This window comes from Pseudomonas sp. GW821-FHT02H09 (assembly GCF_059421425.1).
The window spans coordinates 1-25,549 of sequence record NZ_JBWKVA010000038.1 but is presented as its reverse complement, the minus strand read 5'-3'; the positions used below and the strand labels follow the sequence as shown (position 1 = coordinate 25,549).

Below are 25,549 nucleotides of genomic sequence, written 5' to 3'. Positions count from 1 at the left end.
CGTCGAAGATCACCCGCTCGAGGCCCACCGACTCGCCGTTGAGCAGCGCCAGCTCGACCTCGGTGTGCGGTATCCCGGGCGCCTCGATCATGTGCTTGACCGTCGCCCCTCGCGCGCACTCGCAGGTAAAGGACTGCCGCCGCCGTTCGGCCGGCAGGAAATCGTTGAGCTCTTCGTAGAAGCGGAAGGTTGCACGGGTCATGCTGAACAGTATGGCAGGGCTGCTGGATGAGCGAGTCTAGTCCGGACATCTTCTCCGGCAGGCCCCAAACTACGAACCAAGCGCCCGCTGAGGCCGTGCCACTGTCAGACTATTTGTGCTTTGCGATCTACTCCGCGAACCTGGCGTTCGGCAAGGCATACAAGCCGATGCTCGAGGAGCTTGGGCTCACTTACACGCAATACATCACGATCGTTGCGCTTTGGGAGGAAGACAACCAGACCGTCAGCGGTCTGGGCGAGAAGCTGTTTCTCGAATCCAACACACTCACACCGATGCTGAAGAAACTTGAAGTGATGGGTTATCTGAAGAGGCAGCGCGATCCAGAAGACGAGCGTCAGGTGCGGGTCAGGCTCACGAAAAACGGTCGACAGCTGCGCGAAAAAGCCCTGACTATGAGTCTCTCTGAGGCGACTGGCCTCGCGCCAGACGAGTTCGCTAAAGTGCAAAAGGCGATCGTGGCGCTGCGGAACAATCTTATCAAGTCAGTCCGAAACGGCGAATGAGCGATTAACGGTCGTATTGTCGCTATCCCTTTCCGGTCTTGACACATCGAGGGCTCGGCGGTCTCAGTCGCAGAGCGCGAGCGCAGATGGTGTGTCGAGTGGCTTTGCAGAAAAGGTCGTTAGGCGGTGCAACGAGTCGGTACGCGATTGCAGCCTTGTTTCCACCGGATCTCACGCGCGGGGCGAACCAGCGCGCATGCGATTCATCATTCGAAAGGAAAGATTATGAAAATCAAAGATGCTGTCATTTTCGTGACGGGCGCGAACCGCGGGCTTGGCCTCGAGTTCGCGAAGCAGGCGCTCGATAGAGGGGCGCGGAAGGTTTATGCGGGCGCGCGCGATCCAGCCAGCGTGACGATGCCGGGTGTCGTGCCCGTGAAGCTAGACGTGACCGATCCGGCGGCAGTGGCCGCGGCCGCCGACGCGGCGCGTGACGTCACGCTGCTGATCAACAACGCGGGCATCGCACGGCTCGGCAGCCTGATGGACGACGGCGCGCTCGACGCGTTGCGCGATCACTTCGAAACCAACGTGCTCGGGATGTTGGCGATGTCGCGGGCGTTCGCGGCGAGCCTCGCCGGCAACGGCGGCGGCGCAATCCTGAACGTGCTGTCCGTCGCGAGCTGGGTGAACCGGCCGATCCTGTCGAGCTACGGCGTGTCGAAGTCGGCCGCGTGGGCGCTGACCAACGGCCTGCGCCATTCGCTGCGCGAGCAGCACACACAGGTCGTCGGGCTGCATGCCGGCTTTATCGATACGGATCTGACGCGCGGGCTGGAAGTACCGAAGGCGACGCCGGCCGACGTCGTGCGCCAAGCGTACGACGCGATCGAGGCGGGCGCGGAGGAAGTGTGCACTGACGAGCTTACGCGGCAGGTGAAGGCCGGACTGTCGGCGGGCGTCTATCTGAATGAGGTGACGCCGCACTGACGGCGCCGGAGCGGTCGCCTGTCGGGTCAGGCCGTGACCTCAATGATGCCCGGGATCTTCACGTCCGGGTTCACGTCAGCTTTGTAGTCGACGTCGGCGATCTCGGAGCCGAACAGACGCGGGGAGTCGGTCCTGTAGCTGGCGAAGTCGGTCGGCTCGTACAGGTTCTCGTTCGTGACCTGGTCCATATGTCGGCAAAGACCGACAAGCGCCAGGCGATCCCACGTGGGCGAATGGCCGTTAGACTTCGAGTATGGCCGTTGCCGAGCTGCGACCTGAATGACGGCAACGGGTCGATTGCTGACTGTCAAGAAGGGCTGCAACCGGTCCAGGCTGTGTGAAAACGCATGTATCGTTTTGAAGTCTGCGTTGCTACGTAAAATCTGGCAGCGTTTGGCTGGTCAGCAGACCTAAAATTTGCGTAGGAATGCGATTTCCGTTGCGGTTCTGAGTGTCAAACTCGCTCTAAAACGTTTTCACACAGCCTAGACCCATTGCGGACATTTACGATTGCTAAAATCAGCCAAAAATTCTCTCAGATGTGTCTACAAAACCAGGGTCGGTTCACCGCCCTACTGATTGCGGCTTTTAATTGTTATATAGAAGAGCAAAAAGATAGATGCAGCATGTTCAATGGAAAATACAATAAAGAAAAAATTGTCGTCCACTGGATGCGGTATAGAAGTGATTGTTGCGTAGACTTCCATCTGTCCGAATATCACTACGAAAACGGTCGCGATAGATACGGCTCCACCTAAAAATTTTTTCAGAAAATTGTCACGAAATCGCTGCAATGAACTCACATACCAAAGCAAAACTCCCCACTCAACAAAGGCAAATGGTAGGATTGCCAACCTTCCGATAAATAAGAGTTCGCTTTCGTGGGTCATTTTGAATACCCTCTTCCGCCAAAATTAACGTAATTGCACCGAGAGGAGTCATGCTCCACGGATGTTGACGATTATAAATAGCGACAATAAAAATATAAGAATTATTGTTGCTATTGCATAGCAAAAGCTAAAGCCGATTTTGATGAGTAATATGTCGCCTGCTGCGACTTGATAGCCGGCATATCCATTTATCAATGCAGGTATTGCGACTCCAACTACCAAGATAGAAGACGTCTTGTAGTCTGGAGCAAGAGCCGGGATGAGAATCACATATATTCCGCTTATCAAGATGGTGAATATGCCAGAAACTTTTATGGCTGAAATAATATTGTCTTTCGTTGCGCTCATATTTATTCCCTTCTGATAGAGGTTTCCAAATAATACCATTCAGCTTGGTCGCGCATTTTGCATATCAGGTTTTTTGAGTCTAGCACTGTGATCGGTATAGCCAGTTCCAACATCCATATTATTGCCCTTTGGCTCAACACGAGTAAGCCCCGGCTGAACAGACACCGTTACCATCATTTCCCCAGCCGGTGTATTGCTGGCTGCTAACGCTGACAGGGCCACTGCGTCGCGCACGTCCCTGATTAGACGCCAAGATCGGCGCCTGGCCGTCGTCAGCAGGCAATCTGCGGCACTGGCTATGCGAAACAGCCAATACCTGCAATGTAAAATGCGCAAGATGTGGTTTCAGGCTGTTTGTAAGCCATTTGAACACCGCTTCTTGCTATCAATCCAATGACTGCTTTTGGCCGATTCTGTTGAAAAAGTCGGCCATGGTTTCCACGGCAGAAAAGTATGCGTTTGAGATTGAAATCTTTACTTTGAGCAGAGGATTGCGGGCTCAGATTTCGCGTAGCTGCGCGCAAAAAAGGCGTTTTCAGCAGTCAGTACGCAGGCAGTCTGGAAGGGCCGACTTTTTCAACACAATCGCCGTTTTTTGCCTGTCGCGAAGGAAGGCAACCGACCCATAGCGGACAATCTGTATTCCGACTCCTGGCCGAGAACGGGATCGCGTATAGCTGCAATCGAATATCGTGACTACTCTTTTCGGTTATTGAGCCAACAGGAGTCGGTCAATGACCCCTCTCACAAAACGTAGGGTTTTACTCACAACAATGGCGTTGTTTGCAATGGTTCCGCCGACGGCGTTTGCTGCATTATTCGGTGTTATGGGGCTGATGGTTTCAATCGTGAGTTTGTTACAAGGCGATTTCTCGGCTCCGCTGATACTCCCGATGGTAGTGTTCGGTTGGCTTGGGGTTTATTCGGGGTGGCGGATCTACTTTGGACTACTGTGGTCGCGACCCAGATTCAGAAGCAAGGTCAGGTTGATGGTCGGCTTGTTGTGCGGAATGCTTGCAGCTGCGGTCATGATTTTCGGTGTTCATCCGCTTAGTGTCAGCATCGCTTTATTTGCGCCCAGCATCATCGCTGCAGCTATTTTGGCCGTGCTGATGTGGAGCAGTCCTGCTGGAAGCCAATGATTATAAACGTCAACCTTACGTGCCATACACTGAGGATTGAGCGGCCCTTAATTCGTGACATACCGAATGTCCGCAACTGGCCGTTAGCTGTCCATTACGAATGGCAAGACGCGCCCCGAATCTGTCTATCAGACATCTTCCTGTGTCCAGGGAGGCTGGGGCGATAAACTTCCTGGTGGACTCCATTCAAGGCTTCTGGCTATTCACAATCCCCATTCCTCCTTCGCAGCCCTGCGGATCCCCTCCAGTAACATCGTGAACGCCGGATTGTCATTGTTTTCGCGCCAGATCAAATGCAACTCGCTCTGCACTCCTTCTCCCAAATCGATATCGCGAAACACCACGTTCTTGAACACGACGCTGGTGGCGCAGCGAGGGACCAGGGCCAAGCCCATTCCGGCGTTGACCATGGCCAGGATGGTCAATGATGAGCCAAGCCATTGCACGTACTCCGGGGCCACGCGGGCGAAGCGGAGCGTGCCGGTCAGCAGCTCGTTGAATGGTTGGTAGGTGGAATGGGCGTACATCAGGAAGGGTTGTGCGTCGAGGTCTTCGACTGACACGGTTTCGGCACTGGCCAGCCGGTGGTTGCCGGGGGCGGCGAGTACGAACGGCTCGCGCACCAGGCTTCGGTGGCGTAACCCGGCTCCAGCAAGGGCGCGCGGACGATGCCTAGGTCGATACGGCGGGCGCGCAGGGCTTCGTGCTGCTGGCAGGTGTTCATCTCCGACAGGTCGATTTTGACATGGGGCTGTTTGAGCCGTGCTTCAGCGATGACTTTGGGCAGAAATTCGTACCCGGCGCTGCCGACGAAGCTGATATCGACCGAGCCGATGTCCCCCTCGGCGAAGCGTCGGGCGGTCACTGCGGCTTGCTGGGCGCGCTCCAGCAGGCTCGGCGCTTCGACGAAGAAGGCGCGGCCGGCGGCGGTGAGGGCGACGCTACGGGTGCTGCGGGTGAACAGCTCGACGCCCAGGTGGTATTCCAACAGTTGGATCTAAGGCGGCAAGCTGCCCATCGTCGATGGCTGCGTGAAGATCTCCCGTGCGCTCGGGCTGGGTCCTGAACTGGATCACGCTCAGATGGGCAAGCTGCACGACCAATACCTGACATGCGGCATTCGACAGCGCGATGACGTGAAACAGATGCAACGTTACAAGCCGGAGTGGAAGACCATCAAACCGCGTTTTTGAGCCCGTCCGGTACTTGGCCTGATGGGGCGCAAGCCCGTCGGGGCGGGGCGGTGGGCAGGGCGCGCTGAACTGTGTCAGCGCGAACACGGGTTTTGATGACCCTGACTTGCGCTGATCCTTGGCGTGGTGGGGGGCATCCCCCCTTGAGGACATAGACCTCCTGGCCGGCGTCTGCCGTCCGCGCCGCTGTAACACACTGTATCTCGCGGCTGTGTGTTGCAACTGCCTTACAAAACCCCTCGCGCCGGGATACACCGGTGATACATCCATCCCTCGAAATGGCCACACCCGAACACGGCGGGCCATGCGAGGTAAGGATCCGGCAAATGCCACCTCCCGCTGACCTCAACCCTGTTCGAGCCATGACCTTGCGACGCGCCGCCCCGGCGGGCAGCGCAAACCCTACGGCGCTGCCGTAATCCATACCGGAGAATTACCATGTCTCGTACCCACTGCACCCTTGGCCTGATCGGCGCCGCCCTGGTCGGCGGAATGTTCCTCAGCGGTTCTGCTTTCGCGGTGCAACCCCTGGCCCAGGGCTACCAACTGGCCTCGGCAAAAACCGCCGGCGAAGGCAAATGCGGTGAAGGCAAATGCGGCGCCGGCACCAAGGTGAGCCAGGCCGAAGGCAAATGCGGGGAGGGCAAGTGCGGCGATGCGTCCTTCTCACGCACCGACAGCAACCATGATGGCAAGGTCTCGCGCGACGAGTTTCTGGTCGTGGCCAAGGATCGCGCCGCCGACTTCGACAAGATCGACAGCAACCACGACGGCTTCATTTCTGAACGCGAGGCCTACGACCATCTGAAGGCCATTTACCAGGCCAACGGCAAGCCGATGCCCGACGGCCTGTTCAGCCACCTGCAAAACGACAAGTCCTGACCTGCCCCCTTGCGCCGCGCCCCTCCTGCCTGGCAGGCGGGGCATCGTGCGTTTTTCCGGAGCCACACCATGAGCATGATCGATAACCCAATCCAGGCCGGGCTCGGCCTGCGCCGTGGGCTGCTACCCGCGCTGCTGGCGATGGAGGACGGCGCGGTGGACTTCCTCGAATGCGCGCCGGAGAACTGGATCGGCGTCGGCGGCGCCTTTGGCGAGGGGCTGGCCAGCCTGGCCGAACGCTTTCCTGTCGCCTGCCACGGGCTGTCGCTGTCACTGGGTGGCAGCGAGCCGTTGGACCGGGCCTTTCTCGTCCGCACGCGACAGTTTCTCGAACGCTACCAGGTCAGCCTGTATAGCGAGCACCTGAGCTATTGCACCGATGACGGCCATCTCTACGACCTGATGCCGATCCCCTTTACCGACGAGGCCATCCAGCATGTCGCCGCGCGCATCCGCGAAACCCAGGAGCGCCTCGGCCGGCGCATCGCGGTGGAGAACATCAGCTACTATGCCGCACCGTACCAGGCACTGAGCGAGATCGACTTCATCACAGCGGTGCTGGAAGAGGCCGATTGCGACCTGCTGCTGGACGTCAACAACCTGTTCGTCAACGCCTGCAACCACGGTTACGACGCCTTGGCATTCCTCCACGCGCTACCGCTGCAACGGGTGACCAGCCTGCATGTCGCCGGCCACTACGACGAAGCCGCGGACCTGAAGATCGACACCCACGGCGCTACGGTGAGGGACGGCGTGTGGGCGCTGCTGGCCGCCGCTTACCAGCGTTTCGGCGTGCACCCCACGGTGCTGGAACGCGATTTCAACTACCCGCCGCTGGTCGACCTGCTGGAAGAAACCGGGCGCATCCGAGCCATCCAGCAGGCCTGTCTTGGCGCGCTTGCCAACAGCAGTGCCGCTCATGTCTGAAACCCTGCGCGAGCAACAATTCACCCTGGCCCGCCACCTGCGCGACCCGGCCCGTCAGGCGCCGCCGCCGGGCATCGAGGCGCGGCGCCTGAAGGTCTATCGCGAGCTGTTCTACAACGCCATCGAAGGGCTGCTGGCCGGCAACTTCCCGGTGCTGCGGTCCACCCTCGGGGATGCACGCTGGCATGCCCGGGTGCGTGACTTCTATGCCGGGCATCGCAGCCAGACGCCACTGTTCACGGGCATCGCCGAAGAGTTCGTCGCCTACCTGCAACAGCAGCAGGCGGATACCGACCCGGCCGCGCCCTGGCAGGTGGAGCTGGCCCACTACGAGTGGGTCGAGTCGCAGTTGTACCTGAGTGACGCCCAGGACCCGTCGCACCAGCAGGACGGTGACCTGCTGACCGGTGTCCCGCTGCTGTCCTGCCTGGCCATGCCGCTGGCGTACCGCTGGCCGGTGACCCGCATCGCTGCGGACCATCAACCCACCGAGGCACCGCAAGTGCCGACCTTGCTGCTGGTGCACCGCGATGCCGGGCACCAGGTGCATTTTGCCCGGTTGGCGCCTCTGGCGTATCACCTGCTGGCCTCGCTGGCCGCTCACCCGCGCAGTGGGCGGGAGCACCTGCAGGCCCTGGCCGCAGCGGCCGGTGGCGATGCCCAGTCCATCCAGCTCCAGGGCCTGGCGCTACTGGAGTCGCTGCGCGCCCAGGGCATCGTGATCGGCACCCAGGTCCACCTCTGAATCCCCACTGCCGCTTCCACACCGGGGGAGGCGTGATCCACGACCGAAAACGAGAAAGCCCTGCAAGCGTAAACCTGCAGGGCTTCTCGGTCAGGCGGACCATCTCACTAAGCCCGTCTTGCGACTAATGCCAGTCAGTCAAGACATTACGCGGACAGTAGCAGCTGGCGAAGCCTGCGTCCGGCTGCGCAGCAGTCGTAAAACAGTCACTGCGGTATTCCAGACAAATCGTGGAAGCAGGATTTGCGACGGCTTCGCCGCCGGACGCAGCCTTCGGCAGCTGCTACGGGGGGCAGTGCTGAACCTGAAATTCCTTAACTGACTGGCATTGCGTCTTGCGACGGGCTTTTTTTGCGGGCTCAGGCCCGTTGCCGGCGCCAGTGCTGGAGCAAGTAGTCCAGGCTCAGTTTGCCCGGTCCGCTCAGCAGCAGCGGCAACAGCGCTACCAGGTAGATGGCCGGCAGTTTGTAGTTGCCAAAACCCTGGTTGCTGATGGCGTAACCCCGGGCCAGTTCGGCGAGGCTCGACCACTGCGCCGGCCAGTGCACGGCGGCGATCGCCACGACCGTCACCACCATCAGTACCAGCGCCGACAGCCGCGTACCCAGGCCCAGCAGCAGGAAGAGGGCGCCGAGCAGTTCGGTCCACATCGACAGTTCCCAGTTGAGGGTGGCGGGCAGGTGGTTGAAGGGGAAGGGAAAGGCGGACTGGATCTGCGCGAACCAGTTTTCGCCGTTCCATTTTTCCCTGCCGGATTCGAAGAACTCCCAGGCGAGGAACACCCGCAGGGCAAGGTCGGCGCTCCAGGCGCCCAGTTGGTTCAGCGGTGCGAGGATGCCGAACAGTTTCCAGCCCGATGGCAAGGCGATGGTTCTCATGGAGAGCTCCTGATTCAACCGGCGACGGCGGGGTGCCGTCGCTTATTGTGTTCAGGATTCTTGCAACCGGTCTTATCGGCAGTGTGTCCGCCGCAGGCCGTTGTGTATCCCAGTGTAGAGGCGGCCCTCAGGCCGCCGGACCGCACAGCTCGATCTGCGCGCACAAGCCGCCGCCGTCGCGGTTGGACAGGGTGAGGGTGCCACCGATGGCCTGGGTCAATTGATGTGCGATGGCCAGCCCAAGGCCGGTGCCGCCGGTGCTGCGGTTACGTGAGGTTTCCAGGCGGTAGAAGGGTTTGAGCACTTCTTCCAATTCCTCGACGGGGATGCCGGGGCCGTTGTCCAGCACTCGGATCAGCGTCGTATGGCCTGCGCCGGAACGGACTTCCAGCTGCGCGGCGCCGGTGAACTTGAGGGCGTTGTCGATCAGGTTCACCAGCACCCGGCGCAAGGCATGGGGCCGGGTTTCGATCACTGCACCATTCTTCGCGCACAGGTCCACCTGCTGGCCGCTGTCCTGGTAGTCGAACACCAGGCTGTCGAGGAAGGCGTCAAGGTTCACCCGGCAACTGGCCTCGGTGCTGCCCTCCACGCTACGGGCATAGGCCACGCCTTCGCGCACCAGATGCTCCATGGCTTCGAGGTCGTTCCACAGCTTGTCCTTCTCGGCGGACGTGTCCATGAACTCGACCCGCAGCTTCATGCGCGTGATGGGCGTCTGCAGGTCGTGGGAGATGGCGGCCAGCAGTTGCATGCGTTCTTTCAGGTAGGCAGCGATGCGCGCCTGCATGGCATTGAAGGCCACCGCCGCGTAGACCACTTCCCGCGGCCCGGTTTCATCCAGGTGCGGCCCGGGGGCGTTGGGGTCGAGACGGTCCACCGCCTGGGCCAGGCGCGTCAGCGGGCGAATCGCGGTTTTCACGGCCAGCCAGGTGCACAGCAACAACACGGCGAGCTGGATCAGCAGCACGATCGGTAGCCATGTCGACAGGGGCACCGGTGCCGGGGTCACGTCAACGGTCAGCGGTTTGCCGTCGGCCATGTGCAGATGGACCTGGAAGTGGGGGACCGGCCCGGGGATGGTCTGGAAGTCCAGCGCGTACTGGCGACCGATGGCCTTGTCGAGGGACAGTGCCGCAATGGGCGCCTCGTCCAGGTCCAGCGCCTGGCCCGGTTCGCCGTCGTCGAGGCGGTAGCGGTAGGTGTGCCGCTCCAGCCGTGGCAGCCAATCCGCGCGTTCCGCCGCCGGCAGGCGGTCGAGGATCGCCACCGAGGTGGACACGTCCCGTTCCAGGTTGCCCAGCATCATCGAGCGCGCGCTCTGGTAGCGCTCGTAGAACTGGAAGCTGAAGGACAACCCGTAGGCCAGTACCAGCCCGGTGAAGAAGATCAGCGCGAGGCGCGAGGCGAGGGTGCGCGGCCAGCGCGGCAGGCTCTTCACGATTGTGGCTCGACCAGTTGCACGGGCAGGGAGAACACATAACCTTCGCTGCGTACTGTCTTGATGTAGGCCGGCTCGCGGGCGTCGTCCTGCAAACGCTGGCGCAGGCGGCTGACCAGCAGGTCAATGGAGCGGTCGAAGATATCCGCCTCGCGGCCCTGGGTGAGATTGAGCAACTGCTCGCGGCTGAGCACCCGTTGCGGGTGGTCGAGGAACACTCGCAGCAGACGGTACTCGGCGCCGCTCAACGCGACCAGGGTGCTGTCGCCGTCCAGCAGGTGACGCGCGGTGGTGTCCAGGCGCCACTGGCCGAAGCCGATCAGCCGGCTGCTTTCGCTGATGGTCATGTTCGGCGGCAGCATGCGCGTGCGGCGCAGCACGGCATTGATGCGCGCCAGCAGCTCGCGCGCAGAGAAGGGTTTGGTCAGGTAGTCGTCGGCGCCCATTTCCAGGCCGATGATGCGGTCGGTTTCGTCGTTGCGTGCGGTCAGCATCAGCACCGGCGTGGCCTTGTGCTTGCCGGCGCGCAGCTCGCGACACAGTAGCAGGCCGTCGTCGCCGGGCATCATGATGTCCAGCACGATCAGGTCGACCGCGTTGGATTCGAGGAAGGCGCGCATCTGCCGGCCGTCGGCAACGATGGTGGTGCGCAGTCCGTTCTTCTTCAGGTAGTTGCCTACCAGTTCCCTGATCTCGCGATCATCGTCAACGATCAGGATGTGATCGACATGCTCCATCGCCCGGCACCTGTGCTGTGGTTGTGCCCTGAAGTGTACAGAGCCCGATGGCACTTGCCTGCCGCGCTTTGTATTGCAGTGTATCCAGTGCGCCGGCAGATACGTGGAGAGGCAACCGGCCCCCGTCACGGACACATCCGCAACAACTCCCAAGCCTGAAATGAATGCCAACGGGGAGGGGGCTTCCTCCTCGCAGTGAAGCGAATCACTCAACAGACCAGCCCGTTGCACTGATCCGTGTTTTTCTTCGCTACCTGCATCTGTATCGAAACCAGCGTCCGTCGGACAATGATCCTCCCGGCCGGCCTCACCAGTTGAGCCTGATGGGAGAGTCGCTATGTGACTCGATTTTCGCTGTACCGCAAACCTCTCATTCAGGAGGCCTAATGGCTAAGCTTGCAATTTTCTTGGGCGGATTTTTAGCGTTAACGATCGTGATTGGTATTCTTGCGACAATCTCTCCGACATAAGGAGAGGCTAGTCATGTCGCTGTTGCCCGCCGGCAAGCGCCTTGCGAGATAAGCTGCAAGTTCGCTTGCCAGTTCATTGGCGCTTTTATCGTGAATAAATTCGCTCCTGCAACTATCTATTCAAATCCGCGCCAGCGCCTGGGCCAGGTCGGCGCGCAGGTCTTCGACATCCTCGACACCCACTGACAAACGCACCAGCGCATCGCCGATGCCGAGCTGCGCACGGGTGTCTGCGGGAATGCTGGCGTGGGTCATGATCGCCGGGTGCTCGATCAGGCTTTCCACCCCGCCCAGGCTCTCGGCCAAGGCAAAGATCTGCACACTCTCGAGGAAACGCTTGGTGCCGGCCAGGTCGCTGTTCAGGTCGAGGGAAATCATCCCGCCGAAACCGCGCATCTGCCGCTGCGCCAGTTCGTGCTGCGGGTGCGACGGCAGGCCCGGATAATAGACGCGCGCCACCTGCGGCTGACGCGCAAGCCATTGCGCCAGCTCCAGCGCGTTGCTGCAGTGGCGTTCCATGCGCAGCGCCAGGGTCTTCACGCCGCGCAGGGTGAGAAACGCGTCGAACGGCCCGGCGATAGCACCCACCGCGTTCTGCAGGAAGCCCAGGCGCTCGGCCAGTTCGGCGTTCTGTCCGACCACCGCGATGCCGCCGATCACGTCGGAGTGGCCGTTCAGATACTTGGTCGTCGAGTGCAGCACGATATCGAAACCCAGCTCCAGCGGGCGCTGTATCCACGGGCTGGCAAAGGTGTTGTCGGCCACACAGATGATGCCTCGCTCGCGACAGATGCGCGCGATGGCGGCGAGGTCAGTGAGGCGCAGCAAGGGATTGCTCGGCGTCTCGACCATGACCATTTGCGTGTCGTCCTGCAGCGCCGCTTCGAAGGCCGCCAGGTCTGTCAGATCGACGAAGCTGAAGCGATGCCCGGCGCTGCGCCGGCGCACCTTGTCGAACAGTCGGAAAGTACCGCCGTACAGGTCGTTGCCGGAGACGATGTGCGCGCCAGTGTCGAGCAGTTCGAGCACGGTGGAGATCGCGGCCAGCCCGGAGGCGAAGGCGAATGCACGGGTACCGCCTTCGAGGTCTGCCACGCAACGTTCCAGCGCCCAGCGCGTGGGGTTGTGCGAGCGCCCGTAGTCGAGGCCCTTGTGTACACCGGGGCTCTGCTGCGCATAGGTGGAGTTGGCGTAAATCGGCGGCATTAGCGCCCCGGTGGAAGGGTCCGGCGCCTGTCCGGCATGGATCACCCGGGTGGCGAAGGCGCGTGGCGCGGCGGTTTCGTCGTGCTGACTCATGGCAGGGATCTCCGCAAGTGATTGAGCAGGTCGACGCGGGTAATCAGGCCGTGGAAGCCCGAGGCGTCTTTGATGATCGCCACCAGCCCACGGTCGAGCTCCGCCTGCAGTTCAGCCAGACTGGCGCCGGGCGGCAGCGTTTCCAGCTTGTCGGTCATCGCGCTGGTGACGGTCATACGGAAGTGCGAAGCGTCTTCGTGCACGCCAAGCAGAATATCGGACTCGTCGATCACGCCGACCAGCCGCTGTCCGTCCACCAGCACCGGCAGTTGCGACACATCAGCCAGGCGCATGCGCTGGAAGGCGGTAAGCAGCGTGTCGTCCGGGCCCACGCTGATCACCCGGCCATCCTCGAAGCGCCGCGCGATCAAGTCGCGCAGATCACCGTAGTGCTTACGCTGCATCAGGCCCTGATCGGTCATCCACTGGTCGTTGTAGACCTTCGACAGGTAGCGGGTGCCGGTGTCGCAGACGAAGCTGACCACCCGCTTCGGCTCGGTTTGCTCGCGGCAGTAGCGCAGTGCCGCCGCCAGCAACGTGCCGGTCGAAGAGCCGCCGAGAATGCCTTCGGCGCGCAGCAGTTGGCGGGCATGATCGAAGCTTTCCTCGTCGCTGATCGAATAGGCCTGGCGCACGCTGGAAAGGTCGGCAATAGACGGAATGAAGTCTTCGCCGATGCCTTCCACCGCCCAGGAGCCGGGCGTACCGAGGGTGCCGCTGCGGCTGTATTCGGCGACCACCGAGCCGACGGGATCGGCCAGCACCATGGCCAGGTCCGGCTGCACGCGGCGAAAGAAACGGGTCAGCCCGGTCAGCGTGCCGGCCGAACCGACGCCGACGACGATGGCATCCAGATCATGCTGAGTCTGCGCCCAGATCTCCGGAGCGGTGCTGCACTCGTGGGCCAGCGGGTTGGCCGGGTTGTTGAACTGATCGGCGAAGAAGGCGTCGGGAATCTCCTGCGTCAGCCGCGCAGCAACATCCTGGTAGTAGTCGGGATGGCCCTTGCCGACGTCGGAGCGGGTGATGTGCACCTCGGCGCCCATCGCCTTGAGGTGCAGGACCTTCTCGGTGGACATCTTGTCCGGCACCACCAACACCACCCGGTAACCCTTGGCGCGGCCGACCAGGGCCAGGCCGAGGCCGGTGTTGCCGGCGGTGGCTTCGACTATGGTGCCGCCGGGTCGCAGGCGGCCATCGCGCTCGGCGGCGTCGATCATCGCCAGGCCGATACGATCCTTGATCGAACCACCGGGGTTCTGCGATTCGAGCTTGAGGAACAGCGTACACGGACCGGTATCGAAGCGGCTGACACGCACCAGCGGCGTATTGCCGATCAGTTCGAGCACGGCGGGGCGGGAGTCGTTCGGCATGTCGTCACCTCGCTGCAGCAATCGGCACTGGATGGACAGCAACCTGCGGCGAGTTATCGTGCGCCAGTTGCTGGCAATGTCTCGCTTGGAACATAGGCCGGGATTGCGCCGCCCGCAACCTTGCGCAGCCAGCCGGTAGCGTCGCCGCCGAAACGACAACCATCCGGATGAACACAATTGCAGTGCGCTCAACCTCTGCGCACATTTACGCCTACGCCAGCCAGAGCCGCGTCATTGCCTTCATTGCACAGGCGGCGCAGTCGGTCTGTCTGGAGCGCAAGATGATGGTGTTGGCTTTGGTGACGTGCGAGCGCTGGTTCTCGATGACGAATTTACTGGTGCATCGAAGACGGCTCCTTAAGACAGCTCTGCTACAGGTCTGTTAATGCTGATGGGCAAGGGATGCGATGCGTTTATGCGGTCTTCCAGTCTTTTCACGAACGCTTCGGCTTCTGCATAACTGCGAAATTTGACGCACCATGCATCCATCCAGACAACCCAGCTTTCGGGCGTGTTCACTTCCTCGATTCTGATCAGCATCACTGGAGCCCTTTCTTCGTGAGGTGGTGCAGGTCAATTACGGGCCCAGGCAAAAAAGCTCGTACCATTTCGAGATCTCAATAGCGACTCGCAAGCGGCGCAGGCACCTGGTTGACGGGTTTCATCTGAGGGTTTTTCTCAGCGACTCAATTCCCTTTCTGACGGACTCGGCGTTCAAGTCGAGTGTGGCGACAGCTCCAAGAGCGGTGCTGGAAACGCCAGTGGATCCCCTCTGATCGATCCACATCGCTATCGACTCAATGGCGTCGGCAAGCGCGAGCTGGTTTTCGTGGAGGGTTTCGAGTATGTCCGGCAGTTGGGGCGTTGCTGGCATGGCGACATTTCCTCAGAGTGAACTGAAAAGCCTAGCAGCGTCATGGCTAGTGTGCCGGAGCATCACGGTTATCCAGGTAGATTGGCCGGGTGTCTGTTCATTTGAAAAGGTTAGAGGGTGTCATCTTGGCGTCATCGAACTAATGGCAAGATCCTCGCAAACCGTCTTCAGCGCACAGCAGGCATCCGCCTGCTGGTTGATGAATTTGCAAGGAATCCCCCATGAAAGGCGACGCCTCCCTGTTTGCGGCCATTGACCTGGGTTCCAATGCGTTTCGCATGATGATTGGTCAGTCGGTCAAACGGAACCAGCAGTTCGTGATCCAGGAAGTGAAAACCCTGCGTGAGCCCGTCCGTTTGGCAGAGGGATTTCAAGGCGGGGATCTGGATGAGTTGGCGCTGGATCGGGGATGGCAAGCGCTCGCGCGATTTGGCAAAAAATTACGCGGCTTTGAGGCGGGTCGTGTGCGGGCAGTGGCGACCAGTGCGGTGCGCGAAGCTGATAATGCTCAACTGTTTCTGGGCAGCGCGGAGCGGCACCTGGGTTTTCGTATTGACGTCATCTCCGGGCATGAAGAGGCGCAACTGGTGTATGCCGGTGTTGCCCATAGGATACCTGGTGCAGAGAGTATGCGACTGGTCGTGGATATCGGCGGCGGCTCCACTGAATTGATTCTTGGGAGGGGCGTTCAGCCCCTTGTCACCGAAAGTATTGCCATTGGCAGCGGCACCATTGGTGCGCGTTACTTTCAAGGGGGTCGTATCACGGCTCAGGCGCTCCTGGAGGCTGAGCGTGTGGCCACTCTACAGTTTGAAAAAGTGGTGCGCCGTTATCGCGCGCGGGGTTGGCAGCAGACTATCGGCTCTTCAGGTACCGCACGGATGCTGGCCAAAGTGCTCAAGGCCAACGGATTGAACGACTATGACCAAGGTGGTATCACCTACGGCGGTCTGTTGCGCCTGTCGTTGCGTCTGCTCGAAGTGGGGCATGTCAAACAACTCAAATTGGCGGGCTTGCAAAGCCATCGCCTGAGCATCCTGCCTGGCGGTCTGGTGGTCATGCTGGCGGCGTTCAAGGTATTTGGCATCCCGCATATGACGCCATCCGAGCCAGGCTTAAGGTTCGGGGTTCTTCATGGTCTGATGTGTAAACACTAATCACGGACAGCTACCTGAGAGAAGCAGGTATCAGCGAGGTGAACCGCCTCTGGATTCATTGCCGCTCCCGAACTTGCAGCCTGATGGCTGCTCTATCTACGGATGCAGAGGCCGATACCGTATGCTCCGGCGACTGGCCCGCCAGCGATATCTGAATCCAAGTCTCAAGTGCCCGGGCGCTCTATGAGCGCTCGGAGTAGCAAAGAAATCCTCTCTCGACATCCAATCGCATGTCCTTGATGCCCTTCACGCAGATATCCACGCGTATCGGGGGGGGGGCAACCGTCATCCTGGCCACCTTACTGCTCAGAATGTTTGCCTGATCTCAGGTAAGGACAGAGTCCCGCTCACGACCCGGCGGGCGAATTCGCTGAATCAGGCAATAGAAGAAACAGATCCGGCAACTCGCTCCGGGCACTGCACCACATACTTCGAGCACCACGATTCACCGCCGATGACTCATCCGGATCGGCTGATGTTTCGTGCTGTCTGCCATTCAAATCCATGGAAATTCATACGATGAAGAAGCTCGTCATAGGTGGTGTTGCTGCGATCATCCTGGCGCTTGCCACCACCAGCCAGGCACAGGATGCGCAACCGCACGGCTACATGATCGCCAACTACGAAATCAAGGATCAGGCAACGTTCCAGAAGTACATGGAAGCGGCCGGGCCGCTCGCGCCGAAATACGGCGGCAAGGTGATCGTTTTCAACCTCAACGCACCAGTAGTCGAAGGCAAGCCAAAGTCGGTGATGGCTATCGCTGAGTTCCCAACTCTTGCCGACGCTCAGCGCTTCTACAACTCTGCTGAATACACCGCGGCGAAGAAACTTCGCATCGCGGCCACCCAAGGCTCGGTCGTGATCACTGAAGGATTGGTGCCTGCGCAGCAGTAGTGGGGGTCGATGCACAAGGGGCGTTCTGTTCCCCCAACACTCAGCTGAATCGACTTCTCAACGGTAATCAGGAGCTTGATATGGGCAACCCCCGTGACATCACTGTTCAGCCGCAGAGTGTCCCTGCTCACGGCCGTCGACAAATTCTGAAAGCAGGCGCGGCCCTCGCCGCGCTGCCGATTGTGGCCGCCACACTCGGAGCCGTTCAGGCTGCGGACAAGCAAACCAGCACAGGTATCAAAATGCCCGAAGTAAAATCCGACGAGTTCATCAATGGTCTGGCCGACTTGATGGCGCATTCGACGCGTACGCCCATCTTGAGATGGCCGAATGAGTACGACATGGAGTACGAGGAGATCTTCTTTCCGGCAATGGATGGCGTGACAATCGAGGGCTGGTTCATTCCGGGCAAATCAGACCGGCTCATCATCTGCAACCATCCGATGCCCTGCAACCGCTACGGCTACCCGGGGCACCTGGAGCCCTGGACAAATTTTGGTGGCTTCGAGGTGAACTTCCTGCCGGAATACAAAATTCTGCACGAGGCGGGCTACACCATTATTGCCTACGACATGCGCAACCATGGCCGCAGCGGAACGGGCAGCGGTGGGGTCAATGGCCACGGTGTGCTGGAGTACCGTGACGTGATTGGCTCCTTGCGCTATGCGAAATCCCGGTCCGACACCAAGGACATGAAGACCGCGCTGTACAGCCGCTGCCTGGGTGCCAATGCCACCATCGTGGGGATGAAAAAGCACCCGCAAGAGTTCCAGCACATCAAGGCGATGATTGCGCTGCAACCGGTGACGCCGCGAGTCTTCGTCGAAACCGCCATGCAAACGCAAAAAATCGCCGATGGTGTCGAACGATTCGACGTGGCCTTCCACACGCGCACGGGCTATCGCCTGGCCGACGTCTGGCCGATGGAATATGCCAGGGCCGTGACCGTTCCGACCCTGGTCGCCCAGGTCCGTAACGATTTTCTGACCAAGCCGTCGAACGTGCAGGAGATCTTCGATACCCTCTCTTCGCGCGACAAGAAACTGTTCTGGATTGAGGGGACGGACCAGCGTTTTCAGGGTTACAACTACTTCGGGACTCATCCTGAACTGATGCTGGAGTGGTTTGATTCCCACTTTGCATGACCCACAAACGGGATTGCTGAATCGAGCCGGCACAACGGGCCGCCAGCCTGTTGACTGAGCCGCGGATGACCGCGACGGTTAACGCCTGGGTTGGATCAAGGAGAGTATCCAACCATCCACCATTTTACTGCCTGAAATGAAGGCGTCAGGTCAGGCAGCGAATTTGCGACTGCACAGAGCGCTATGCTTTGAGCATTGAGTCAAACGCTTGGAGTTGACAGTGCGTCCCGAAGATAAAGTAAATACGCCCAGCGCCGTAGATACCAGCGCGCTTGCTCGCGCAATTGCCCGAATTGCCCCGACTGATGGCGATTACAACACCGCGCTTCCTGCACTCACTGTTCATCGGCGCAAGGCCGCGACGGCGCCGATGCACTGCCTCTACGGGCTTGGGCTGGGGGTGACGGTCCAGGGCGCAAAGCAGGTGATGGTGGCGGACGAAGTGCTGTCCTATGCTGCGGGCCAATCGATGCTCAGCACCGTTGACCTGCCCGTGGTTTCTCATGTGACGCGGGCCAGCGTTTCGCAGCCTTTTCTCGGCTTGATGCTGTTACTGAACAGTACAACGATCATGCGCATTGCCGCCGAGATGCAATTACCGCAGCCGCCGAAGGACTGTGTTTATCGACCGATCACGGTGCAGACGCTGGATGCGGCCACCCTCGATGCCCTGGTCAGGCTGGTTGACCTGCTGGACGAAGCGGTGTTGCTGCCGCAACTGGCGCCACTGATTCAGGACGAAATCATCGTGCGGCTGCTGACCGGTCCCCACGGTCCGCAGTTGCGCCACATCGTCACCGCCGGTTCGCCCAGCCAGCAGATCGCCAAGGCGGTGGCCTGGCTCAAGCTGAATTTCTGTCTGCCGCTGCGCATGGATGAACTGGCTGCCCGGGCGCACATGAGCCCCTCAACGTTCCGTCAGCACTTTCGTGCCGTCACCGGCATCAGCCCGCTGCAATACCAGAAGCAGTTACGGTTGCAGCAGGCCAGGCAATTGATGCTTAGCGAAAACGTCGATGCCGGCAGCGCGGGCGACCGGGTGGGCTACGTCAGCCCATCCCAGTTCAGCCGCGAATACAGCCGGTTGTTTGGCGAGCCGCCGCAGCGGGACATCAAGCGCATGCGCGTGCATTGATGGCAGGCCATTGCTGATTCTGGCGGTGTTGGCGACGACGATCGGGATCAGCATTGGCCTCCTCATCATCCCGCGCGTCGTGGTTTCATCGGCTCTGTCAGTCGTAGGCGAGGGAGGAAGACAGCGCTCGGTAGGCGTCGGCCTGGGCGCGGAGATCGTTGGCCTTGGCCTCGAAGGTCTGTACGGCATCGGCACCGGCGGCGAAACGGGCAGGGGGCTTCTCGAGCCCGGCCAACTGCACGAGAGCGGTGGCGAGCCTGGCGGGATCACCGCCCTGCTTACCGTCCATGCTGTTCCAGGCCGCGATGGTCTCCCTGGTGCGTTGCACGTAGTCGTCAATGTTGGGCGTGGCGTAGGTGGTCGAGCTGGTGGTGAGCAGCTCGGTGCGAAAGAAACCGGGCTCGACCAGCATCGTCTGAATACCGAAGGGGGCGATCTCCGGGGTGAGCGATTCCATCCAGCCTTCGATCCCGAATTTTGCCGCGGCGTACGCTGAGCAGAACAGTCCACCGGTGATGCCGGCCGTGGAGGAGAGGGTGAGCAACAGGCCGCAGCGCTGTTTGCGCATCACCGGCAACACGGCGCGCGTGATGTTCATCGGGCCAAACAGCAGCGTCTCGATCTGATCGCGGACCTGCTCGGGGCTGAGCTCTTCGAAGAAGCCCGCGTAAAAATTGCCTGCGTTGTTGACGAGCACATCGATGCGACCGAACTTTTCGACAGCCGCCTTGGCCGCGGCCTGGGCGTCCTCAAGGCGGGTGATGTCGAGCTTGATGGTCAACAGGTCAGCGTGGGCGCCAAGTGCTGCCGCGACCTTCTCGGGATTGCGACCGGTGGCGACGACTGCGTGGCCGGCGGCCAGCGCCGCCTTGGCGATGTCTACGCCCAGCCCGCGACCTGCGCCGGTGATCATCCAGACTTTTTTCTCAGTCATGTGCTGTTCCTCATTTCTCGTTGTGTGCGTGCTGCTCGGGAGGCGGGTTTTAACGGTGGCTGGTCATGCATCACGAATGAAGGTGAGCAAGTGGCAAGCGTAAAGCGTTTGTTCCCGCTGCCATTGTCTGCGGCCCGCTGTGAAACAGCTTGCATGGATCGGTGCATTTCTTGCCTGAAATGACGGAATTGCATCAGAAACGCCCGATGGATTTTTCTCGATATCGGGGGGGATTCGGCGCTCGGAGTAGACGATTCAATCGGATCGCAAGCGCGTAGCTGAATCACCCCGTCGGCCTGATGGGCATACACCAGCACGGCAAACGCCCATCTGCTTGCCTTCCGGGTTTTCGAGCTAATTCACGAACGGCCCGACGATGGCGCTGTAAACTGGCCGCGCAAAAGGCGTTGCCTCATTGAATGCCCCTGCGGACTTGGCGGACCGAGCCCGCTGACGATGTCGGGCCCACCGCCCATACACGACCGCCCCTTTACCACCTCAAGCAAGAGATCCCCATGGCAAACCACGACCTCACCTTCATCCCCGACCCCGACCCGGAATCCATCTCCTCTGACGTCGCCGGTTTTGGCGGCCTGCTGGTCTCCACTCAGATTCCCACCCGCGCCGATGGCAGCCTGGAGCTGGGCGACATCGCCCTGCAGAGCGAGTGCACCCTGCAGGCGCTCAAGGTAGCGCTGGAGCGCGCCGGCAGTTCCATGGACCGGGTCCTGCATTTGACCATCTACCTCACCGACATGGCCGACCGCGCCGCCTTCAACGAGGTCTACCAGCGCTTCTTCGCCAAGCCCTGGCCGGTTCGCGCCGCCGTTGGCGTGGCCGCCCTGGCGGTCGAAGGCATGCGCGTGGAAGTCACCGCGATGGCGGCCCGGGGCTGAACCCGCGGGCTTATTCCGTGAGCTTATCCGGCGGCCCCGCTCAGCGAGCGGCCGCCACCGGGCAGCACACGGGTGCCGGTCAAGCGTTTCGCCGCTACAATGCGTGCCTTGACCGTGACAAGCCAGACTAAAAAAAATGTCCCTACCCAAGCATCACCTGGAACTGCTCAGCCCCGCCCGCGACGTGGCCATCGCCCGCGAGGCCATCCTGCATGGCGCCGACGCCGTGTACATCGGAGGCCCGAGCTTCGGCGCCCGCCACAACGCCTGCAACGAGGTGAGCGATATCGCCCAATTGGTGGAGTTCGCCCGTCGTTACCACGCCCGGGTGTTCACCACCATCAATACGATCCTGCACGACAACGAGCTGGAGCCGGCCCGCAAGCTGATCCACCAACTGTACGATGCCGGCGTCGACGCGCTGATCGTCCAGGACCTGGGTGTGATGGAGCTGGATATCCCGCCGATCGAGCTGCACGCCAGCACCCAGACCGACATCCGCACCCTGGCACGGGCCAAGTTTCTCGATCAGGCCGGTTTCTCCCAACTGGTATTGGCCCGCGAGCTGAACCTCCAGGAGATCCGCGCCATCGCGGACGAGACCGATGCAGCGATCGAGTTCTTCATCCACGGCGCACTGTGCGTGGCGTTCTCCGGCCAGTGCAACATTTCCCACGCGCAGAACGGTCGCAGTGCCAACCGTGGCGACTGCTCCCAGGCCTGCCGCCTGCCTTACACCCTCAAAGACGACCAGGGCCGCGTGGTTGCCTTCGAGAAACACCTGCTGTCGATGAAGGACAACAACCAGAGCGCCAACATCCGCGCCCTGGTAGAGGCCGGCGTACGCTCGTTCAAGATTGAGGGGCGCTACAAGGACATGGGCTATGTGAAGAACATCACCGCCTATTACCGCCAGCGCCTGGACGATGTCCTCGAAGACCGTCCGGACCTGGCCCGTGCTTCCAGCGGCCGCACCGCGCACTTCTTCATGCCCGACCCGGAAAAGACCTTCCACCGTGGCAGCACCGATTATTTCGTCAGCGAGCGCAAGATCGACATAGGCGCCTTCGACACGCCAACCTTTACCGGCCTGCCGGTGGGTGTGGTGGAGAAGGTCGGCAAGCGCGATTTGCAGGTGGTGACCCATGAACCGTTGTCCAACGGTGATGGCCTCAACGTGCAGGTCAAGCGCGAAGTGGTGGGCTTTCGCGCCAACATCGCCGAACCCAAGGGCGAGTTCGAGGAGGACGGCGAAAAACGCTACCGTTACCGCGTCGAGCCCAACGAGATGCCGGAAGGGATGTACAAGCTACGGCCGAACCACCCGCTGAGCCGCAACCTGGATCACAACTGGCAGCAGGCCCTGCTCAAGACCTCCGCCGAGCGCCGGGTGGGCCTTGCCTGGGTCGCTCGCCTGCGCGAGGAACGCCTGGAACTGACCGCCACCAGCGAGGAGGGCATCAGCGCCAGCGTCGCCCTGGACGGTCCGTTCGGCCTGGCCAACAAGCCGGAACAGGCCCTGGAGCAACTGCACGACCTGCTCGGCCAGCTGGGTACTACCGAGTACCACGCCACGGACGTCAAACTGGATGCACCGCAGGCGTACTTCATCCCCAACTCGCAGCTCAAGGCCCTGCGCCGCGAAGTCATCGAAGCGCTGACCGCGGCCCGCATCAATGCCCACCCACGGGGCGGACGCAAGGCCGAGACCACGCCGCCACCGGTGTACCCGGAGTCGCATCTGTCGTTCCTGGCCAACGTCTATAACCAGAAGGCCCGCGACTTCTATCACCGTCACGGGGTCAAGCTGATCGACGCGGCCTTCGAGGCCCACGAGGAGACCGGCGAGGTGCCGGTGATGATCACCAAGCACTGCCTGCGCTTCTCCTTCAACCTGTGCCCCAAGCAAGCCAAGGGCGTCACCGGCGTGCGCACCAAGGTCGCGCCGATGCAGCTGATACACGGCGACGAGGTGCTGACGCTGAAGTTCGACTGTAAGCCCTGCGAGATGCACGTGGTCGGCAAGATCAAGGGTCACATCCTTGACCTGCCGCAACCGGGCAGCGCGGTGCAGTCGGTCGTCGGGCACATCAGCCCAGAGGACCTGCTCAAGACTATCCCTCGTGGCCCGCACTGAGTGACGGGCGAGCGCGAAGTTACGGCACCGCGCCCGCGCGCTTGGCCAAACTTCGCGCGATCAAGGGGCAGGAAACCATCCAGGACAAGCGCTGCATCGTCCGCGCAGAACCTGGTCTACGTATAGCTCTTCTTGCTCATTTCCTTACTCCTTGTAGAGGGAGGGTTGGTGGTGAATCGGTAGGCGCTCAGCTGTGCGAGAAGTACTGCTTCAGGCCATACACGAGGCCGGCGAAGGGCATGCCGAGCGCAGCGTAGACGGCCTCGGCTTCGGGTGCGGCGTTGTCGGCCAGAATCTCAACGGCGACGCTCGAATAACCGACGGGGATCACGCCGGCCTGTTGCATGCGCGCCACGCCCATGGCGACTTGCGTCTGGGTGAAGCCGCCGGAAGCATCGATCACTGCATAGCTGTTGTAGCCGTCGGCAATTGCCGAGATCGCCGGGAAGGCGAGGCAAACGTCGGTCGAGATACCCGTCACGATCAGGTTCTTGCGGCCGGTCGCCTTGACCGCATCGACGACGCGACGCTCGTCCCAGGCATTGACGGTGGTGCGCTCGATGCGCTTCACACCCGGCAGCGCTTCGACGAGCTCAGGGATCAGCGGCCCCCACATCCCCTCGGTCGTCGTAGTGACGATGATCGGCAACTTCAGCGCCAGCGCTGCCTTGGCCAGGCCGACGACGTTGTGCTTGAGGGCCAGTGTGTCGATGTCGCGCACGCCGGTGTAAAGGCCGACCTGATGGTCGACCAGCAGCAGGATGGCATTTTCGCGGGTCAGGCGTTCGTGGAGCTGGGGCGAGTTCATGGCAAGGCTCTCCGGGGCGGGTTGAGATGCATTAACCTTGGCGCTGGGACAATCCGAGAACAATTAGCCAAAATGAGAACCATCGTCTATACGACGGGACGATAAGTCGACGCGAGACGTCGGCTGCCGTGTGCACCGAGGGCTGCCGATGCTCGATCTCAGTGACGTCTACTACTACGCCAGGGTGGTCGAACACCAAGGCATCACGGCTGCGGCTCGGGCGCTCGACGTACCCAAGTCTAGCATCAGCCGGCGCATCCTCGTGCTGGAGGCATCGCTGGGTGCACGGCTGATTCAGCGCACGTCACGGCGTTTTGTCGTGACGGAAATCGGCGCGGAGTTCCATCGCCACGCGCTGGCCCCGCCGTTGAAGGTGGCTCGTCCGGTGTTATTGCTCAGTGGACACCTTCAGATCGCAAGAAAGGGCGTTGGCGGCCCGGATGCTGCGGCGCAGTTCGGGAAGTCGAGCCTGTGTTTGGTCGGGCGCTAAAGCCACGTATTCACCACTCGTCGATCCAGCTCCTCCCAATCCGCTATGCCCAGCACCCGCGTGGTGTTCAACCCGCGCAAATAACCGCGCAACTGATTGGCGGTGGCCCGCGCAAGCTCCGGGTCGGGCGCGTTTTCGCACAACAGTACGGTTTCGTATTGGATCAAATACTCGGCCACCCGGTCACGGAAATCGGGCAAAACGGCGTCGCGGATCAGGTCAAAAGTTCTCAAGGAGAGATCCTCATCAATCTTTTCTGGTTGTGATGGAGTGTGCATCCGTCTGCACGGCGCGCAACTATTGCTAGAAGTGATAATGACCATTACGAAACGCAAGTTCTGCTTTGTCGGCAATAGTCGGAAAATCGCCTCCATCGAACACGCGGCTCAAGAACTTTGCTCCATGAAGACATTGACCCGACTGGCTCTGGTCAGCCCAGCTGACGGGCGGAGTGGTTACTGCACCTGGTTGAACACACAAAACACCAATGGCAATGGCGGCGCTCGTGACGCAGTTCCGCTGTTTGATGAACCGAACCTTTTATTTTCAGGATGAGACCGATGCGCCCTTTTTTCGTGTCTGCCACGGCGTTTGCCTCTTTGCTGCTCGCCGGTTGTGCCTCCGCGCCGAACGATCCGACCCTGACCTTGCAGACCAACAAGACCCCTGCCCAATACGCCGACTGCGTCGTACCGAAATTGCAGGGCAGTGCGTTGAACCCGACTGTCTCGCAGACCCAGCGCAGCTACCGGATCGTGGTGCCGAGCAAAGTCTCGGCGGACAACGTGCTGGAAGCCTACAAGGCCGGGAACGGCGGCAAGGTGTTCATCTACGAGCGGCATTTGCTGGCCTCGAACTTCCTGCCTTCGAGTTTTGAACGCGCCGCACAGGATTGCATCTGACCCCGGCCCGTAAACGCTTTTCATAGAGCTCCTTTGGTTGGCCGCAACCAACCAATTTTTTTGCCCCGCACCGCATTCGGTTGCGGGGCTTTTTTTTCTGCGAATCAACTAAGGCTTTGATCGTTCCCACGCTCCCGCGTGGGAATGCATCCGGTGACGCTCTGCGTCATCTCTACAGCGGACGCAGAGCGTC

The 25,549-nt window shown here is 60.8% G+C and carries 28 protein-coding genes and 5 pseudogenes; 18 read left to right on the top strand and 15 right to left on the bottom strand.

Annotation, left to right across the window (positions count from 1 at the left end; genetic code table 11):
- Positions 1–202, bottom strand: a 202-nt coding sequence (locus AC07VR_RS31105) for a ubiquitin family protein (protein ID WP_495013581.1), incomplete at its 3' end; no start/stop codon positions are given.
- Between the two features lie 26 nt (positions 203–228).
- Here AC07VR_RS31105 and AC07VR_RS31100 point away from each other — a divergent pair.
- Positions 229–726, top strand: coding sequence for a MarR family winged helix-turn-helix transcriptional regulator (locus AC07VR_RS31100; protein WP_495013580.1), 498 nt, complete (start codon positions 229–231; stop codon positions 724–726).
- A gap of 225 nt (positions 727–951) precedes the next feature.
- On the top strand, positions 952–1,656 hold the full coding sequence (locus tag AC07VR_RS31095; protein ID WP_495013579.1) for an SDR family oxidoreductase: 705 nt from the start codon (positions 952–954) through the stop codon (positions 1,654–1,656).
- Positions 1,657–1,682: 26 nt separating this feature from the next.
- Here the strand turns inward: AC07VR_RS31095 and AC07VR_RS31090 are convergent.
- From AC07VR_RS31090 to AC07VR_RS31080, 3 genes and pseudogenes are all read right to left on the bottom strand, one after another.
- Positions 1,683–1,841, bottom strand: a pseudogene (locus tag AC07VR_RS31090) (bifunctional NADH-specific enoyl-ACP reductase/trans-2-enoyl-CoA reductase); the annotation flags it as partial.
- Positions 1,842–2,228: 387 nt separating this feature from the next.
- Complete coding sequence (locus AC07VR_RS31085) at positions 2,229–2,546, bottom strand: hypothetical protein (protein WP_495013578.1); 318 nt, start codon at positions 2,544–2,546, stop codon at positions 2,229–2,231.
- Positions 2,547–2,594: 48 nt separating this feature from the next.
- Positions 2,595–2,894, bottom strand: a complete 300-nt coding sequence (locus AC07VR_RS31080) for a hypothetical protein (protein WP_495013577.1) — start codon at positions 2,892–2,894, stop codon at positions 2,595–2,597.
- A 734-nt stretch (positions 2,895–3,628) separates the two neighbouring features.
- On the opposite strand from AC07VR_RS31080, the gene AC07VR_RS31075 reads away from it, so the two are divergent.
- Positions 3,629–4,036, top strand: coding sequence for a hypothetical protein (locus AC07VR_RS31075; protein WP_495013576.1), 408 nt, complete (start codon positions 3,629–3,631; stop codon positions 4,034–4,036).
- A 203-nt stretch (positions 4,037–4,239) separates the two neighbouring features.
- Here AC07VR_RS31075 and AC07VR_RS31070 read toward each other — a convergent pair.
- Positions 4,240–5,024 (bottom strand): annotated as a pseudogene (locus tag AC07VR_RS31070) (LysR substrate-binding domain-containing protein).
- Between the two features lie 13 nt (positions 5,025–5,037).
- Here AC07VR_RS31070 and AC07VR_RS31065 point away from each other — a divergent pair.
- From AC07VR_RS31065 to AC07VR_RS31050, 4 genes and pseudogenes are all read left to right on the top strand, one after another.
- Positions 5,038–5,229 (top strand): annotated as a pseudogene (locus AC07VR_RS31065) (glucarate dehydratase); the annotation flags it as partial.
- Positions 5,230–5,667: 438 nt separating this feature from the next.
- Positions 5,668–6,111, top strand: a complete 444-nt coding sequence (locus AC07VR_RS31060) for an HvfA family oxazolone/thioamide-modified RiPP metallophore (RefSeq protein ID WP_495013575.1) — start codon at positions 5,668–5,670, stop codon at positions 6,109–6,111.
- A gap of 69 nt (positions 6,112–6,180) precedes the next feature.
- The gene (locus tag AC07VR_RS31055; protein ID WP_495013574.1) at positions 6,181–7,038 is read left to right on the top strand and encodes an HvfB family MNIO-type RiPP peptide maturase; all 858 of its coding nucleotides are present in this window, start codon (positions 6,181–6,183) and stop codon (positions 7,036–7,038) included.
- Positions 7,031–7,783: an HvfC family RiPP maturation protein gene (locus AC07VR_RS31050; protein WP_495013573.1), complete on the top strand. Its 753-nt coding sequence runs from the start codon at positions 7,031–7,033 to the stop codon at positions 7,781–7,783. Before AC07VR_RS31055 ends, AC07VR_RS31050 begins: the two co-directional genes overlap by 8 nt.
- A 359-nt stretch (positions 7,784–8,142) precedes the next feature.
- On the opposite strand, the gene AC07VR_RS31045 is transcribed toward AC07VR_RS31050, so the two are convergent.
- The 5 genes from AC07VR_RS31045 to AC07VR_RS31025 form a co-directional block, all read right to left on the bottom strand.
- Positions 8,143–8,661, bottom strand: coding sequence for an HvfX family Cu-binding RiPP maturation protein (locus AC07VR_RS31045; RefSeq protein ID WP_495013572.1), 519 nt, complete (start codon positions 8,659–8,661; stop codon positions 8,143–8,145).
- Positions 8,662–8,788: 127 nt separating this feature from the next.
- The gene (locus AC07VR_RS31040) at positions 8,789–10,102 is read right to left on the bottom strand and encodes an ATP-binding protein (protein ID WP_495013571.1); all 1,314 of its coding nucleotides are present in this window, start codon (positions 10,100–10,102) and stop codon (positions 8,789–8,791) included.
- Positions 10,099–10,839, bottom strand: a complete 741-nt coding sequence (locus tag AC07VR_RS31035; protein ID WP_494992933.1) for a response regulator — start codon at positions 10,837–10,839, stop codon at positions 10,099–10,101. The genes AC07VR_RS31040 and AC07VR_RS31035 overlap by 4 nt, the downstream gene beginning before the upstream one ends.
- 590 nt (positions 10,840–11,429) lie before the next feature.
- Positions 11,430–12,608 (bottom strand): cystathionine gamma-synthase, encoded by a 1,179-nt coding sequence (locus AC07VR_RS31030; RefSeq protein ID WP_495013570.1) that lies wholly within the window; start codon positions 12,606–12,608, stop codon positions 11,430–11,432.
- Positions 12,605–13,981 carry a pyridoxal-phosphate dependent enzyme gene (locus AC07VR_RS31025; RefSeq protein WP_495013569.1) on the bottom strand — a complete coding sequence of 459 codons (1,377 nt, stop codon included), beginning with the start codon at positions 13,979–13,981 and terminating at the stop codon, positions 12,605–12,607. The genes AC07VR_RS31030 and AC07VR_RS31025 overlap by 4 nt, the downstream gene beginning before the upstream one ends.
- A 167-nt stretch (positions 13,982–14,148) precedes the next feature.
- On the opposite strand from AC07VR_RS31025, the gene AC07VR_RS31020 reads away from it, so the two are divergent.
- The gene (locus tag AC07VR_RS31020; RefSeq protein ID WP_495013568.1) at positions 14,149–14,367 is read left to right on the top strand and encodes a hypothetical protein; all 219 of its coding nucleotides are present in this window, start codon (positions 14,149–14,151) and stop codon (positions 14,365–14,367) included.
- A gap of 275 nt (positions 14,368–14,642) precedes the next feature.
- Here the strand turns inward: AC07VR_RS31020 and AC07VR_RS31015 are convergent, their stop codons facing one another.
- Positions 14,643–14,855: a hypothetical protein gene (locus tag AC07VR_RS31015; protein ID WP_494992931.1), complete on the bottom strand. Its 213-nt coding sequence runs from the start codon at positions 14,853–14,855 to the stop codon at positions 14,643–14,645.
- A gap of 221 nt (positions 14,856–15,076) precedes the next feature.
- Here AC07VR_RS31015 and AC07VR_RS31010 point away from each other — a divergent pair, with 221 nt between their 5' ends.
- The 5 genes and pseudogenes from AC07VR_RS31010 to AC07VR_RS30990 all read left to right on the top strand — a co-directional run bounded on the left by AC07VR_RS31010 (position 15,077) and on the right by AC07VR_RS30990 (position 19,189).
- Positions 15,077–16,012 carry a Ppx/GppA phosphatase family protein gene (locus AC07VR_RS31010; protein WP_494992930.1) on the top strand — a complete coding sequence of 312 codons (936 nt, stop codon included), beginning with the start codon at positions 15,077–15,079 and terminating at the stop codon, positions 16,010–16,012.
- A gap of 224 nt (positions 16,013–16,236) precedes the next feature.
- Positions 16,237–16,335, top strand: a pseudogene (locus tag AC07VR_RS31005) (2-hydroxycarboxylate transporter family protein); the annotation flags it as partial.
- A gap of 196 nt (positions 16,336–16,531) precedes the next feature.
- Positions 16,532–16,909 carry a DUF1330 domain-containing protein gene (locus AC07VR_RS31000; RefSeq protein ID WP_495013567.1) on the top strand — a complete coding sequence of 126 codons (378 nt, stop codon included), beginning with the start codon at positions 16,532–16,534 and terminating at the stop codon, positions 16,907–16,909.
- Positions 16,910–16,989: 80 nt separating this feature from the next.
- Positions 16,990–18,054, top strand: coding sequence for an alpha/beta hydrolase family protein (locus AC07VR_RS30995; protein ID WP_495013566.1), 1,065 nt, complete (start codon positions 16,990–16,992; stop codon positions 18,052–18,054).
- Between the two features lie 220 nt (positions 18,055–18,274).
- A complete protein-coding gene (locus tag AC07VR_RS30990) occupies positions 18,275–19,189 on the top strand; it encodes an AraC family transcriptional regulator (protein WP_495013565.1) in 915 nt (304 codons plus the stop codon).
- Positions 19,190–19,286: 97 nt separating this feature from the next.
- On the opposite strand, the gene AC07VR_RS30985 is transcribed toward AC07VR_RS30990, so the two are convergent.
- Positions 19,287–20,123, bottom strand: coding sequence for an SDR family NAD(P)-dependent oxidoreductase (locus tag AC07VR_RS30985; protein WP_495013564.1), 837 nt, complete (start codon positions 20,121–20,123; stop codon positions 19,287–19,289).
- 221 nt (positions 20,124–20,344) lie between these two features.
- Positions 20,345–20,446, bottom strand: a pseudogene (locus AC07VR_RS30980) (LacI family DNA-binding transcriptional regulator); the annotation flags it as partial.
- A 192-nt stretch (positions 20,447–20,638) separates the two neighbouring features.
- Here AC07VR_RS30980 and AC07VR_RS30975 point away from each other — a divergent pair.
- Positions 20,639–21,019 (top strand): RidA family protein, encoded by a 381-nt coding sequence (locus AC07VR_RS30975; protein ID WP_495013563.1) that lies wholly within the window; start codon positions 20,639–20,641, stop codon positions 21,017–21,019.
- Between the two features lie 136 nt (positions 21,020–21,155).
- Positions 21,156–23,156, top strand: a complete 2,001-nt coding sequence (locus tag AC07VR_RS30970) for a peptidase U32 family protein (RefSeq protein WP_495013562.1) — start codon at positions 21,156–21,158, stop codon at positions 23,154–23,156.
- Between the two features lie 187 nt (positions 23,157–23,343).
- Here the strand turns inward: AC07VR_RS30970 and AC07VR_RS30965 are convergent, their stop codons facing one another.
- Complete coding sequence (locus tag AC07VR_RS30965; RefSeq protein WP_494992923.1) at positions 23,344–23,964, bottom strand: isochorismatase family protein; 621 nt, start codon at positions 23,962–23,964, stop codon at positions 23,344–23,346.
- Between the two features lie 148 nt (positions 23,965–24,112).
- Here AC07VR_RS30965 and AC07VR_RS30960 point away from each other — a divergent pair, with 148 nt between their 5' ends.
- Positions 24,113–24,454 (top strand): LysR family transcriptional regulator, encoded by a 342-nt coding sequence (locus tag AC07VR_RS30960; RefSeq protein ID WP_495013561.1) that lies wholly within the window; start codon positions 24,113–24,115, stop codon positions 24,452–24,454.
- On the opposite strand, the gene AC07VR_RS30955 is transcribed toward AC07VR_RS30960, so the two are convergent.
- On the bottom strand, positions 24,451–24,687 hold the full coding sequence (locus AC07VR_RS30955) for a hypothetical protein (protein ID WP_495013560.1): 237 nt from the start codon (positions 24,685–24,687) through the stop codon (positions 24,451–24,453). The genes AC07VR_RS30960 and AC07VR_RS30955 overlap by 4 nt on opposite strands.
- Before the next feature lie 82 nt (positions 24,688–24,769).
- On the opposite strand from AC07VR_RS30955, the gene AC07VR_RS30950 reads away from it, so the two are divergent.
- Positions 24,770–25,009, top strand: coding sequence for a hypothetical protein (locus AC07VR_RS30950; RefSeq protein ID WP_494992920.1), 240 nt, complete (start codon positions 24,770–24,772; stop codon positions 25,007–25,009).
- Positions 25,010–25,014: 5 nt separating this feature from the next.
- The gene (locus AC07VR_RS30945; protein ID WP_494992919.1) at positions 25,015–25,356 is read left to right on the top strand and encodes a hypothetical protein; all 342 of its coding nucleotides are present in this window, start codon (positions 25,015–25,017) and stop codon (positions 25,354–25,356) included.
- Positions 25,357–25,549 lie beyond the last annotated feature (193 nt).